Here is a 12,725-nt window from a genome sequence, read left to right as displayed (position 1 = left end):
CCTCCTTGAAAAAGAAAGGTCCCGGCGTACAGGACGGTATCGGGGCGCATGACAGGGCGTCATGTGGCGACGCCATCGCCTCGCCCGTTTCTTGACCTTGCCCATGGCGCGCGATCTGGCAAGATGATTTTTAACATTTGAGAGGGATTTTCAAACCATGACCAGCCAAATCCGCCCCGGCGCCCGAAATCTGATCACGGATGTGGGCGGCCTTTCCGTGGGCAATGCCCGGGACGACCAGATCAAGACCGGTGCGACCGTGTTGCTTGCCGATGCGCCTTTCACGGCGGGTGTACATGTGATGGGCGGTGCGCCGGGGGCTCGGGAAACCGATCTGCTGGCACCGGACAAAACGGTGGAACAGGTCGATGCGCTGGTCTTGTCGGGGGGATCGGCATTCGGGCTCGATGCCGCCTCGGGTGTAGCGGATGCCTTACGGATGCAGGGGCGCGGTTTCGTAGTGGGCGATCAGCGCGTACCGATCGTACCGGGTGCGATCCTGTTTGACCTGATCAACGGCGGGGACAAGGATTGGCCAGAAAACCCCTATAAACGCCTTGGAGCAGAGGCGCTGGAAAATGCGACCGAGGACTTCAGTTTGGGCAGTCACGGCGCGGGCGCAGGTGCAACCACCGCCAATTTCAAGGGCGGTCTGGGCTCGGCTTCGATCGTACTCCCTTCGGGCCACACGGTCGGGGCCTTGGTTGCGGTCAATGCGCTCGGCTCTGCCGTGGTTGGGGAGGGGCCGCATTTCTGGGCCGCCCCCTTCGAACAAGGCGACGAATTCGGCGGGCTTGGCGTTGCATCAACTTATCCCGAACCGCACGTGCCACCGACGAAAATCGCCGCCCATAGCAACACCACAATCGGCATCGTCGCCACCGATGCGGTTCTGACGCAGGCGCAATGTACCCGGATGGCGACTGCCGCCCATGACGGGTATGCCCGCGCCCTTTTCCCGGCCCATACGCCGATGGACGGCGATCTGATCTTTGCCGCCGCGACGGGGACAAAACCGTTGGGACATGCTGTATCCGACACGCTTTACCTTGGTCACGCCGCGGCCACCTGCATGGCCCGTGCCATCGCGAGGGCTGTATTTCATGCGACCCCGGCAGCCCGCGACCTGCAACCCTGCTGGTCTTCCCGTCACAGTTGAGGCGGCCAAGCCGCTTTCAATGTTCTGCCAAATACTCCAGCCAGACGCCTACGCAATTTCCACCCATGCCAGCGCCGGGCACAATTCACGCCGACAGCAACCGCGACATCATCCTGCTGTCCGGATCGGCCAGCCCGTCGATCACGTCGAAATGGTGCCGCCCCGGATCCACCACGCAGTCACAGCGCCAAGCTTCGGCCAGCGCCGTTGCCTGTTCCAGAAAGGCGGGGCGCTCCTCGGCCCCGACCCAGACCACGATATCCATACCCGGCATAGGCAGCATCAGAGTCGGGCTTTCCATCGCAGCATCGGCCATTTCCAGCTTGAAGTCGGCATTCATAGAGGTTTTCACCATCGGTCTGAGATCGGCAACCGGCGAAATCGGCATGATCCGGGCCACCCGCACTGCCACCTCTGCCGGCAACATGCCCGGCATCGCCATTCGCGCGACCAGATGTCCACCGGCCGAATGCCCGGTCAGAACGATCGGACCGGCAACCATGGCGGCCGCCTGTGGGATCATGTGGGCGATCTGGCGGCTGATATCCGCGATCCGCACCTCGGGGCACAGATCATAAGACGGCATCGCCACCGCCCAACCCTGTTCCAGCGCTCCTGCGGCCAGATGCGACCAATATGATTTGTCGAATCTGATCCAATAGCCTCCATGTACAAAAATCATCAGCCCTTTCGCCGCGCCGTCGGGCAGGAAAAGATCGAACACTTCGCGGGGTCGGTCGCCATAAGGAACATCAAGCTCAGCCAGCCCCTGTTCCAACATCCCTTCCCGGAACCCGGCCGCAGCGGCGGCCCATCGGTCGGGATAGGTCGCACCGTTTTCGATATAGGTCGCATTGGCGTAGGCGTCGTCCAATTCCATCTTTGTCCCCGTACTTGCTCTGGACAACCCTAGCGCCAGATGATTTGCCTATTCCAGCATAAATACTGGAGGGCTGTCCGATGCTTGATCAAAAAACCGATCTCAAATCATTGTTGAAGGATCCGTCGCTTCTGACCGAGCAAGCCTATATAGGCGGTGAATGGGTCGCATCGGATACCGGCGCGACCTATACGGTCACCAATCCCGCGCGGGGCGACGTAATCGCCAATGTCGCCGATCCGAGCCGTAGCCAAGTCGCCCTTGCGATTGCGAAAGCGGCCGAAGCGCAAAAAGACTGGGCCAGCTGGACCGGCAAAGAGCGCGCCATCGTGCTGCGACGCTGGTTTGACCTGATGATGGAAAATCAGGACGATCTGGCCACCATCCTGACCGCCGAACAGGGCAAACCACTGGCCGAAGCCAAGGGTGAAATTGCCTATGGTGCCTCCTTCGTGGAATTCTTCGCCGAAGAAGCCAAGCGGATTTACGGTGAAACCATCCCCGGCCATCAGCGCGATAAACGCATCATGGTGATGAAGCAGCCGATCGGCGTGGCCGCGTCGATCACACCGTGGAATTTCCCCAACGCAATGATCACCCGCAAGGCCGCCCCGGCGCTGGCCGCAGGCTGTGGCTTCGTGGCGCGTCCATCGGAACTGACCCCGCTGTCGGCTCTGGCGCTTGGCGTTCTGGCCGAACGCGCCGGATTGCCCAAGGGCATTTTCTCGGTGGTGCCGACCACCGACGCACCCGGCACCGGGCAGGAATTCTGTGAAAACCCGACCGTGCGCAAACTCACCTTTACCGGCTCGACCAATGTCGGCCGTATCCTGCTGCGTCAGGCAGCAGATCAGGTGATGAAATGTTCGATGGAGCTGGGGGGCAACGCGCCTTTCATCGTGTTCGATGATGCCGATCTGGATGAAGCCGTCGCCGGCGCAATCATGTGCAAGTTCCGTAATAACGGCCAGACCTGTGTCTGCGCCAACCGCATTTATGTACAGGAAGGCGTCTATGATGCCTTTGCTGAGAAACTGAAAGCGGCAGTAGAAGCGCTGAAAGTGGGCGACGGGCTGGAAAGCGGCACCGATCTGGGTCCGCTGATCAACGACAACGCGATCAAGAAGGTGCAGGAACATGTCGCCGACGCCACGTCCAAGGGTGCGCAGGTTATTCTGGGCGGTGGCGATCCGATGCAGGGACCGGGCAATTTCCTGCCCCCCACCATCGTGACCGGCGCAACACAGGACATGACATTCGCTCAGGACGAAACCTTTGGCCCGCTGGCGCCGCTGTTTGCCTTCAAGGACGAAGACGATGTGATTGCCATGGCCAATGACACCATCTTTGGTCTGGCGTCCTATTTCTATGCCAAGGATTTGAGCCGTGTGTACAAGGTGGCCGAGGCGTTGGAATACGGCATCGTTGGCGTCAACACCGGCATCATCTCGACCGAAGTGGCCCCGTTCGGCGGTGTCAAGCAATCCGGGCTGGGCCGCGAAGGCAGCCATCATGGCATCGAAGAATTTCTGGAAATGAAATACGTTTGCCTGTCGGTGTGACAGCGCAGAAATCCGTTTCGATCTGATCAGGAATGAAAAAAACGGGCGGGCCGATATGGCCCGCCCGTTTTCATTCAGTGTCGGGAACGTTTCAGAAAACCGGCTCCAACTCGTAAATTCTGGGCGTATCAATCTGCTTCAGCGCACGCGCCGCGCGACCACTGAGCAGCGGATAAACCCTCGGGCCATAGACGCTCTCGACCGCAGCGTCGCCATTGAGCGCCGGAACCAGACCCGGCGCCGCGATTGCGATTTGAAGCTGCGCCAGTGGTCCGAGCGCGGCCAATGCCATCGGGCCAGGCCACATGCTTTCAGCGAGCATTCCATCGGCCCAAACCAGCGCGTGCTGCGGTAATAGCAGGTGGTGATAGGTCACCGATTTCGCACCGCGCGCCACACGAAACCGAGGATCTCGATTCTCAGCCAAATGGATCGCCCGGACCAGTTTCAATCCTTTTTCGGTTTCTACAGGAACCGCATGCTGCGGCGACAGACGCAATTCACGGTCATTCCCCAACGCACCGCGCCGGAACACAACCGGGCGCTGGCGTGGCCGCGCATCAAGATCATCCTCACTCAGATGCCGGTCACCGGCCCAGAGGATCGCTTGCACTGATCCGTCGGCACAACTGACCAGATCGCCCGCCTGCAACGTTTCGACCGGGACCTCTCCGCGCGGAGTCGCAATCATGCAGCCCTTGACGAAACACGGAACGCCCATCGCATACAGCTGCCCAGGGCTGGAAACCAGGGCCGGACTGACGCCGGATAGCAGCAGAGTTTCACCATTCGGGAAAGTCAGGACAGCATTGCCCGCACCGTCGTCACCGACAGTTACATCCCATGTTTCAACCGCTTCGCCATCGGCATCAAGCAACGAAGACACATCCAATTGGTCGTTGGTAAACCCGTCGAGATCGTCGTCACCCATATCGAAATCCGAGATGGTATCGGCACCGGAATTGTTCGTCGTGACGAATGTATCGTTTCCGTCGCCTCCAGAAAGCGCGTCATTTCCCTCGCCCCCGGAAAGCGTATCGTCACCCCAACTGCCATAGATGGTGTCGGCTCCGGCACCGCCTTCGACATAATCATCACCGCCTTCGGCGTTGATCCAGTCCCGGCCAGCATCGCCATAGACCGTGTCGTTACCGTTGCCGCTCCAGATCGTATCGTTGCCACCGCCACCGTGAAATTCGTTGTGACCGGTGTAAATAACACCATCGTCATCATCGATGACATCGTTGCCTTCGCCACCAAAGACGGTATTCGATCCCTCGCCGGCATAAATAGTGTCATCCCCGGCCCCGCCGTCGATCACATCATCGCCATCTGCGTTCATCGTGCCAGTGGCGTATTCGGCATCCCAGCGGCTCTGGGCCAAATAGTCGACCTCGTTGGGATTATTACCCGAGATCAGCGAATTCAGTGAGATCGATTCGATCGGTCCGGCTTCCAGCGCGGCCTGATCGCTGTTGTAGTCGTATTCAGGTGCAAGAAAGAGATTACCATCTACGGTTTGGAAAACGACCGCGCTGATCGTCGCCGTCCCGCCATCGGCATAGGTGATGGTGGCATCGTAAACCAAAACGGAATCGATATAGGTCTGTTCGCCATTGATGTATATTGCATCTGCCGACCCGCTGGTACTGTCTGTGGAAACCGCCCGGACTCCATTCACATTCGCCGACGCATTAGGAGCATGCATATCAGCGAAATGATCCGTCAGAGGGTCGCCGCCTGACCCATAAGTCCCCAGCGCCGAGTTCGCATTTTCGGCACCGTAATGCGTGTGATACGGGCTGTAATATTCGTTGGGGTCCAGATCGCCGGCGCTGCCAAGGCTGATAACGGTATAGGACGTGCTCATCCCTCCGCTACCACCAGTGGTGGTCGTACCGCCACCGCTGGTGATCAGATCGTTGCCGTCGCCAGCAATGATTGTGTCGTCGCCAGCTCCGCCATGGATCGTATCGTCATCAGCGCCACCGCTGAGCACATCATTGCCGTCACCACCTTCGATCGAATCGAAACCAGCGCCACCTTCTACAGAATCGTTACCCGATCCGGCATCAATCGAGTCATTGCCGGATCCGCCATCGATTGTATCGGCACCGCCATTCGCGTCGATAGTGTCGTTGCTCGCGCCACTGACCAAAGATTCATCACCGTTGCTGGCGTACATATCGTTGGCCGCGCCGGGTTCGTAAGTCTGGGAATCGATCTGACTGAAGCTAGGCGCGGTCCCTTGTCCCACATTCTGGATCGACGACACTTCGTAGTGAACGCCGGGCGTTATATGGCCATCGACGACATAGCCCTGAAAAACGCCGTTTATCTCTATCGAATAAACATTGATGTTAGTTCCATCAGGGGCCGACAGCGTAATGCGATCTTCTGCATAGCCTCGTCCAGATCCGGTGACGTTTCCGTTTTCGTCATAAACCGTCAGAAACTGATCGCTATCATCCCCTAGCTCAGTGTTGTTGTAATCGCCTTGGAGGTGAGTGTCGCCGGAATCAGTGAAGTTGAAAGCGAACGCATTCGCTGAGCTGCTCCAGTTCGAATCCAGCACCAGGCTGTCACCAGTTGTAAAAGAACCGCTTCCATCCGCATTAACCAATTGGTCGGGGCTAAAACCGGCAAAATTGTACTGTGACATTCAAATAACCTCGTTACTAAAACTCACTAGTAACGAACGGCCAACCCTATGCCGGTCTTACCGCACAGTCCTGCGCAAAAGTTGGGCCATCCTGCTCTTTGGTCGATGCCGGCTATCTCAAAGTCAAAGGACGACAGATATCGTCTGACTGAATTTTGCTTGCCTATACCAAAGGCCAGTTTTTGCATCTTCTGAACTGGCGGAAGCATTGAGCTTAACTCAACGTTTTCATCAAAAAAACAGCACTGAAACCGTGGCCATTACCCGGTACCGTTTCACCTCCGGACCAGATTTGATTAGGTTACCTAACCTTCAAACGGTCCCGCAAAACCTGACCCAACCGGGTAATGCCTTCCTCGATTTGCATCGGGTCGGGCCTGGAAAAATTCAACCGAATCGTATTGCATCCTGACCCATCGGCATGGAACGCCGCGCCGGGAACAAAGGCAACCCGTTGGGTTTTCAACGCTTTCTGCAACAGGTCGGCACCGTCCATCCCCCTTGGCAGGGTCAGCCAGACGAACATACCACCCTCGGGCCGGGTCCAACTGACCCCGGGCGGCATATGCCGTTCCAACGCCGCCAGCATTCGGTCTCGCCGGGTACGATAGTGGTTGCAAAGCGCCGCGACATGATCGTCGAACCCGTCCGCCGCAACCTCGGCAACCGCGATCTGTGTAAGGGTCGGCGTATGCAGGTCGCCAGCCTGTTTCAGCAGCACCAGCCGGTCAATCACCGATCTGGCGGCGCACACCCAACCGACCCGCAGCCCCGGCGACAGGGTTTTGGAAAACGACCCGCAGTAGATCGTGCGACAAGCCTCGATATCGCCCTTGCGCGCGTATTCCAGTGCCAGAATGGGCGGCAATGGTTCACCTTCATAACGTAGCGATTGATAAGCGGCATCTTCGATCACCGCACAATCCAGATCTTCGGCCAGTTGCAGTACCTTTTCCCGCTCCGCCCGGGTCAGGGTGATCCCGGTAGGATTGGCGAAATCCGGCGACAGATAGGCGAATTTCACCCGCCCGCCCTTCGCTTTGGCCTCGGCCCGGAAATCGGATGCCGAACGGTTGCCATTGGGGTCGAGCCTGTCGAATTCAGGTTCATAAGCGTTGAACGCCCCCAGCGCGCCCAGATAGGTTGGCCAACCGACCAGCGCAGTATCGCCCGGGGACAAAAACAGCTTACCCAGATAATCCAACGCCTGCTGCGATCCCGACGTGATCTGAATATTGTCTTCATTGCATTCAACACCCAGCCCGCGCATATGCGCCGCGATCCAGCGACGCAGCGGCGGATGACCTTCGGATGTCGAGTATTGCAGCGACATTGCCTGTTGACCGTCGCTTAGCGCCCGGGCCATTGCGTCCCGGAACGCCGCTGCCGGGAACATCGCTGGATCAGGAATGCCACCGGCAAAAGAAATGACATCGGGCTGATCCAGCAGCTTCAGTAGCTCGCGGATTTCCGATGCTTTCATACGTGAAGTACGGGTAGCGAAAAATTGATCTAGCGACATGGTGGGCCTCCCAGTTGGACGAGGATGGCCGTGGAATCAAATTAAGTCAATATAGCTGACATAAATTGTGATCGCGCCAAAGCCAAGGCGTGAAAAGGGCTGCATTTCCCAAACGAGAAAGGGCGAGCCAATCGCCCGCCCTTTCCACAAATTGAGAGATATCACGGATCAGTTGACAGCTTTGGCGTCAACAATATCCTTTTCGGCAGCTTGGCCGCTGGCAATCTCAACCCGGCGCGGTTTCAGCGCTTCGGGCATTTCCCGGATCAGGTCGATATGCAGCATACCATCGGCATGGGTCGCGCCGGTCACGCGGACATGATCCGCCAGCGTGAAGCGACGCTCAAAGGCGCGGGTAGCGATGCCGCGATGCAGGTAAACATGTTCCTTGTCGTCATCGGCCTTGCGGGCAGCAACGATAAGAGCACTTTCCTTCACTTCGACCGACAGGTCAGCGTCGGAAAAACCTGCCACTGCGATCGAAATGCGGTAAGCATTTTCGTCGATTTTTTCGATATTATAAGGCGGGTAACTCGGCTGTGGTGCTTCGTTGGTAAAAACGCGGTCCATCATGTCGGCGATCTGGTCGAAACCGACACTGGCACGATAAAGCGGTGCAAAATCAAAACTACGCATAGGGTGATCCTCCATCTGAGCGATACCTGATGATTGCCTTCCAACTGGACAGGCAGGGTGTGCGGGACCCAAAGTGGCATCCCGATACAGATCATGTGGGGGGACCAAATAGGCGTTTCAACCCCCGCCGGGCCGGATGAAACGGGCACCTGAACTGTTACGTCCGGTGCCAGCCTGCAGCCGCTTGATCCGCCGATCAGGGACAGCGACCGGATTGCGGCGTAATTGCGCCTTCAGTTCCGCAATCCGCTGCGGCAGGGTCATGCCAAACCCCACTGTTTTGCTATCTAATTTGCCACCTGCTGACACCAGCGACAGGATGCGCCCACGACCGCCGACCCGGGCAAAAACCGGCGCGCCGGAAGACCCGAAGGTCACGTTGCAGTCAAAGGCGATCACGTCGTCCCTTTCGGTCAGCAGGGTGCAGCTGCGCTGCCGCGACAATGCTTCGGCCCGACCCACCCCATAGGACGCTACCGAAATCTCGGTCCCGGCATTCCGACCGGAATGAATTGCAAACGGGTCTGCATCGCGGCTGGTTATCGGTTCGGTCAGCCGGATCAGAGCGACATCGTGGCGAATGTTTTGGATGCTCGGCGGTTGTCCAGGATCATAATCCGGATGCGCCGCGATCTGCAGCCCGCGCCGTTCGGCAATCGCCACACCATCCCGCAATCCAGCCCGGAACAAAATCTTGTCCGCAGGGCGCAAGCTTTTGGCTTTGCGTTCATAAACACAATGCGCCGCAGTCAACACCAGATCGGGTGCAATCAGGGTGCCGGTGCAAAACCCTCTGCCATCCAGATCCAGACGCCCGACCGCTTCCCATCCCAGCAGATCATCGCGATCCGTCAATCGCCGCAGCCCGTCAGCGGCGACGGAAAGCGGACAAACCAGAGCAAAGAAGATCGCTAAGATACCGAAATATCTCATTGTTTCAGGAACTTGGCGCCAGTTGCATTACGCGCTGCCCCGACACGTACGCGCCGGGCTTGGGATAACGTGGCCTTCAACACTCCGACACCCGCATCAAGCTGATTGCGCAGCAGGTCGACGGAACCGTCCAACTGACTGCCCAGCGCGACCCGTTCGCCATCGGCGTGGGCCTTGGCCGAAATCACTGAAACAATCCGCGTCTGCCCCTTGTCAAAGCTGAACACCGGCGATCCCGACGCGCCGAAATCAACGTCGCAGGACATGACCAGAATCCCTTGCTGCCGCCCGGTCACGGAACAGATATCCTGCATCGAGGGGGCTTCGGCGCGGTCGCGGGCATAGGACACGACGCCGACCCGGTCGCCTGCTCCCACGTCGCGCGCCACTTTGAACGGGATCACAATGCCGTTACGGATTGGCTGAGCCAGTTCCAACAACGCCAGATCATTGCGCACCCGGTCCGCCGAAACCGGCCCATCAAAACGATAGGATGGATGCACCACCGCGCGTCGGACCCAGCGATAGGCTTCGGCCCGTCCGTTGCGCATGCCGGCCTGAAATTCGATCCGGGTAGTATCGATCTTTTCGCCGGTCTCGCGGTCAAACAGACAATGCGCCGCGGTTAACACCAGATCAGGCGCGATTAGCGCCCCGGTGCAAAATCCACTGCCAGCCAGATCAAGCCGCCCAACCCCTTCCCAGCCTTTGCTGTCTTCTCCTGTATCGAGCTGCCGCAAGGCGCTGTCTTCGGCTATCGCACCCGTGGCGAACAGGGTCAGGTACAGAAAAATCAAAATTGGCCGCAGCATGAGCGCTCCTTTCAGTCACGGTCTCATGGTTGGATAAACGGCAGATTTGTCGAAAATGGGGCATCATTTGCCCGAGCTCACGGAAATTCCGACGCCAAGGACAGTAGCAGTCCCTGTATCGTTTCCGCTTACCCTTCAGTCAGCGCCGGTGGTCGCGGCCCACCCGTTGCCCAATCCAGCAATTCCACCGTATGCACCACCGGCACTTCACTGCCCGATCCGATCTGCATCATGCAACCGATATTACCCGCAGCAATGATATCGGGGTTCTTGGCCTGCAACGTGCGCAGCTTACGGTCTTTCAGCTGCTTGGAAATTTCAGGCTGCATCAGGTTATAGGTCCCCGCCGATCCACAACACAGGTGACTGTCGGCCGGTTCCACCACCTTGAACCCGGCCCTTTTCAAAAGGTCCTTGGGATAGGTCTTGATTTTCTGCCCATGCTGCAATGAACAGGCTGCATGATAGGCCACGGTCAGCCCCTTATCGGCGCTCTCCGGCAGGTCCAGCTGCATCAGAAGTTCAGACACATCCATCGCGATACCCGCCACCCGCGCGGCATCTTCGGCCAAGGGATCATTGCGGAACATATGTCCGTAATCCTTTACCGTGGTGCCGCAGCCAGAGGTGTTTATGACGATGGCATCGAGCCCCTCACCGTCCATTTCCGCCACCCAGGCGCGGATGTTTCTGGCCGCCGAGGCGTGGCTTTCGCCCGTTTTGCCCATGTGATGGGTCAGCGCCCCGCAACACCCCGCCCCCTCGGCGATAACCACCTCGCAGCCCAGCCGTTTCAGCAGTCGGATGGTGGCATCGTTGATATCGGTATTCAGCGCCTTTTGCGCGCAGCCCGTCATCAGCGCCACCCTTTTGCGGCGCGGTATTTCAGAGGCAAAGCTTTGCGGATCATCATTGCGGCTTACTGGCGGGATCCGTTTCGGGGCCATTTCCAGCATTGCCTTCAACCGTGCATCCGGCATCAAAAAGGCAAAAGGCCGCCCGATCTTCGCCCCCAAAAGAGCCAGCCGGAACCGGGTCGGATAAGGCAGGATATTCGCCAGTACCCAGCGCAAGGCGCGGTCGCCAAACGGGCGCTTGTAGCGTTGTTCGATATAGTCGCGCGCATGATCCACCAGATGCATGTAATGCACGCCCGACGGGCAGGTGGTCATGCAGGCCAAACAGCTCAGACAGCGATCGATATGCATGACCGTCTTGGCGTCCGGCACACGTTCGTTTTCCAGCATATCCTTGATCTGGTAAATCCGCCCGCGAGGGCTGTCCAACTCGTCGCCCAGCACCTGATAGGTCGGGCAGGTCGCGGTGCAAAAGCCGCAATGGACACAGGCACGCAGGATTTCGTTAGCCCGCTCGATCCCCGGATCGTTGAGCTGTTCTTCGGTGAAATTCGTCTGCATCTTCTACCCCATCAGTCCTGGATTGAGGATCCCACGCGGATCGAATTTCGCCCGCACACCCTGCGATAACGCCGCGACCGCCGCCGGTTCCGGCTGGAATACCGCGACCGTCTGACGCGTTTCCGCACTGGCCCGCACCAGCGTGGCGTGCCCGCCGATCGCCGCCATCGCGGGGCGGATATCGCGCCCGGCCTCGACCAGCGCCCAGATCAAGCCGCCACCCCAATCGTAAAGCAATCCCTCCGCCTGCAGCGCCGCGCCAAGCGCCGGCGCGTCCGACGGCTTCACAGAAAGGCGCCAGACATCGCCGGGTTGATCCGCAAATGCCTCCACATCGCGCACCCATTTCCATCCCGACAGAATCCTTTCAGCCCGCGTTTCCACGGCGATATCCCCGAAATCCGCCAGCAACGCCTTCATCTGCCCGGCGCGGTAAGCCACCGATTTCTCGAATCCCTCGATTCGGACCATCGTAACCGGTGCGCCGTCGATACCCTTGGGTGCATGCGCCACCCCGGTTACGTCATAGGGCGACCCAAGCGCCATCGACATCGCCCGAACAGCCCTTTCATCGCTCAATCCTTCGATAAGGATCACCGCGCTGGTTTCCGGCTTGGGCAATACTTTAAAGCTGACCTCGCTCATCACACCCAATGTGCCATAGGACCCGGCCATCAGTTTGACCAGATCATAACCGGTGACGTTCTTCATCACCCGTCCACCGTTTTTCAGCACCCGGCCCATGCCGTCGACGAACCGTGCCCCCAGCATGAAATCACGGCAGGCTCCGACCTGAATCCGCCGCGGCCCCGATACATTCACCGCCGCCATGCCACCAACAGTCGGTGTACCTGTCGTGCCCAGCAATACGCGATGGTCCATCGGTTCGAACGGCAATCTCTGACCCTCAGCGGCCAACGCTGCATCGACCTCGGACAGCGGCGTCCCTGCCCCGGCCACCAGCGTCAGCGCCCCGGGTTCATAAAGGCGGATTCCGCTCAGCCCCCCGGTCTCCATCACATCCCCCGCAACCGGCACCCCGATGGGACGGGTTCCACCGCCCTGAACACGCAATGGACCCGTGGCGCCTGCTATCATTTCGGCCAGATCGGCCTCTGTTTCTGGTCTCATGATCTTCTTC

Annotated in this window: 10 protein-coding genes; 2 read left to right on the top strand and 8 right to left on the bottom strand. The window is 58.9% G+C overall.

The window, feature by feature from the left end; translation table 11 throughout:
- The first annotated feature begins 157 nt into the window (after positions 1-157).
- Positions 158-1,159 (top strand): P1 family peptidase, encoded by a 1,002-nt coding sequence (locus VOI23_RS08520; protein ID WP_323784113.1) that lies wholly within the window; start codon positions 158-160, stop codon positions 1,157-1,159.
- A gap of 85 nt (positions 1,160-1,244) precedes the next feature.
- On the opposite strand, the gene VOI23_RS08515 is transcribed toward VOI23_RS08520, so the two are convergent.
- Positions 1,245-2,039 (bottom strand): alpha/beta hydrolase, encoded by a 795-nt coding sequence (locus tag VOI23_RS08515; RefSeq protein ID WP_323784111.1) that lies wholly within the window; start codon positions 2,037-2,039, stop codon positions 1,245-1,247.
- A gap of 80 nt (positions 2,040-2,119) precedes the next feature.
- On the opposite strand from VOI23_RS08515, the gene VOI23_RS08510 reads away from it, so the two are divergent.
- Positions 2,120-3,601 carry an NAD-dependent succinate-semialdehyde dehydrogenase gene (locus tag VOI23_RS08510; RefSeq protein WP_323784108.1) on the top strand — a complete coding sequence of 494 codons (1,482 nt, stop codon included), beginning with the start codon at positions 2,120-2,122 and terminating at the stop codon, positions 3,599-3,601.
- A 91-nt stretch (positions 3,602-3,692) separates the two neighbouring features.
- Here VOI23_RS08510 and VOI23_RS08505 read toward each other — a convergent pair whose 3' ends face one another.
- The 7 genes from VOI23_RS08505 to VOI23_RS08475 all read right to left on the bottom strand — a co-directional run bounded on the left by VOI23_RS08505 (position 3,693) and on the right by VOI23_RS08475 (position 12,715).
- Positions 3,693-6,263, bottom strand: a complete 2,571-nt coding sequence (locus VOI23_RS08505) for a Hint domain-containing protein (protein ID WP_323784106.1) — start codon at positions 6,261-6,263, stop codon at positions 3,693-3,695.
- A 301-nt stretch (positions 6,264-6,564) separates the two neighbouring features.
- Positions 6,565-7,785 (bottom strand): PLP-dependent aminotransferase family protein, encoded by a 1,221-nt coding sequence (locus VOI23_RS08500; RefSeq protein WP_323784104.1) that lies wholly within the window; start codon positions 7,783-7,785, stop codon positions 6,565-6,567.
- A 168-nt stretch (positions 7,786-7,953) separates the two neighbouring features.
- The gene (locus VOI23_RS08495) at positions 7,954-8,421 is read right to left on the bottom strand and encodes an Hsp20 family protein (protein WP_323784102.1); all 468 of its coding nucleotides are present in this window, start codon (positions 8,419-8,421) and stop codon (positions 7,954-7,956) included.
- 117 nt (positions 8,422-8,538) lie between these two features.
- The gene (locus VOI23_RS08490) at positions 8,539-9,276 is read right to left on the bottom strand and encodes a trypsin-like serine peptidase (protein WP_323784099.1); all 738 of its coding nucleotides are present in this window, start codon (positions 9,274-9,276) and stop codon (positions 8,539-8,541) included.
- Between the two features lie 74 nt (positions 9,277-9,350).
- Entirely contained in the window at positions 9,351-10,166 is an 816-nt protein-coding gene (locus tag VOI23_RS08485; protein ID WP_323784097.1) for a trypsin-like serine peptidase, read from the bottom strand.
- 128 nt (positions 10,167-10,294) lie between these two features.
- Complete coding sequence (gene glcF, locus VOI23_RS08480; RefSeq protein ID WP_323784095.1) at positions 10,295-11,584, bottom strand: glycolate oxidase subunit GlcF; 1,290 nt, start codon at positions 11,582-11,584, stop codon at positions 10,295-10,297.
- 3 nt (positions 11,585-11,587) lie between these two features.
- A complete protein-coding gene (locus VOI23_RS08475) occupies positions 11,588-12,715 on the bottom strand; it encodes an FAD-binding protein (RefSeq protein WP_323784093.1) in 1,128 nt (375 codons plus the stop codon).
- Positions 12,716-12,725 lie beyond the last annotated feature (10 nt).

It is taken from the genome of Thalassovita sp., from assembly GCF_034670005.1.
Lineage (GTDB): Bacteria > Pseudomonadota > Alphaproteobacteria > Rhodobacterales > Rhodobacteraceae > Thalassobius.
The sequence above is the reverse complement of the archived record's forward strand: the minus strand, read 5'-3'. Positions and strand labels throughout refer to the sequence as shown.

What these genes read in the sequence shown, in the direction of transcription:
- VOI23_RS08475 (WP_323784093.1), bottom strand. Translation starts at nt 12,715, where the DNA reads ATGAGACCAGAAACAGAGGCCGATCTGGCCGAAATGATAGCAGGCGCC.
- VOI23_RS08505 (WP_323784106.1), bottom strand. Translation starts at nt 6,263, where the DNA reads ATGTCACAGTACAATTTTGCCGGTTTTAGCCCCGACCAATTGGTTAAT.
- VOI23_RS08510 (WP_323784108.1), top strand. Translation starts at nt 2,120, where the DNA reads ATGCTTGATCAAAAAACCGATCTCAAATCATTGTTGAAGGATCCGTCG.
- VOI23_RS08485 (WP_323784097.1), bottom strand. Translation starts at nt 10,166, where the DNA reads ATGCTGCGGCCAATTTTGATTTTTCTGTACCTGACCCTGTTCGCCACG.
- VOI23_RS08515 (WP_323784111.1), bottom strand. Translation starts at nt 2,039, where the DNA reads ATGGAATTGGACGACGCCTACGCCAATGCGACCTATATCGAAAACGGT.
- VOI23_RS08500 (WP_323784104.1), bottom strand. Translation starts at nt 7,785, where the DNA reads ATGTCGCTAGATCAATTTTTCGCTACCCGTACTTCACGTATGAAAGCA.
- VOI23_RS08495 (WP_323784102.1), bottom strand. Translation starts at nt 8,421, where the DNA reads ATGCGTAGTTTTGATTTTGCACCGCTTTATCGTGCCAGTGTCGGTTTC.
- VOI23_RS08520 (WP_323784113.1), top strand. Translation starts at nt 158, where the DNA reads ATGACCAGCCAAATCCGCCCCGGCGCCCGAAATCTGATCACGGATGTG.
- glcF (WP_323784095.1), bottom strand. Translation starts at nt 11,584, where the DNA reads ATGCAGACGAATTTCACCGAAGAACAGCTCAACGATCCGGGGATCGAG.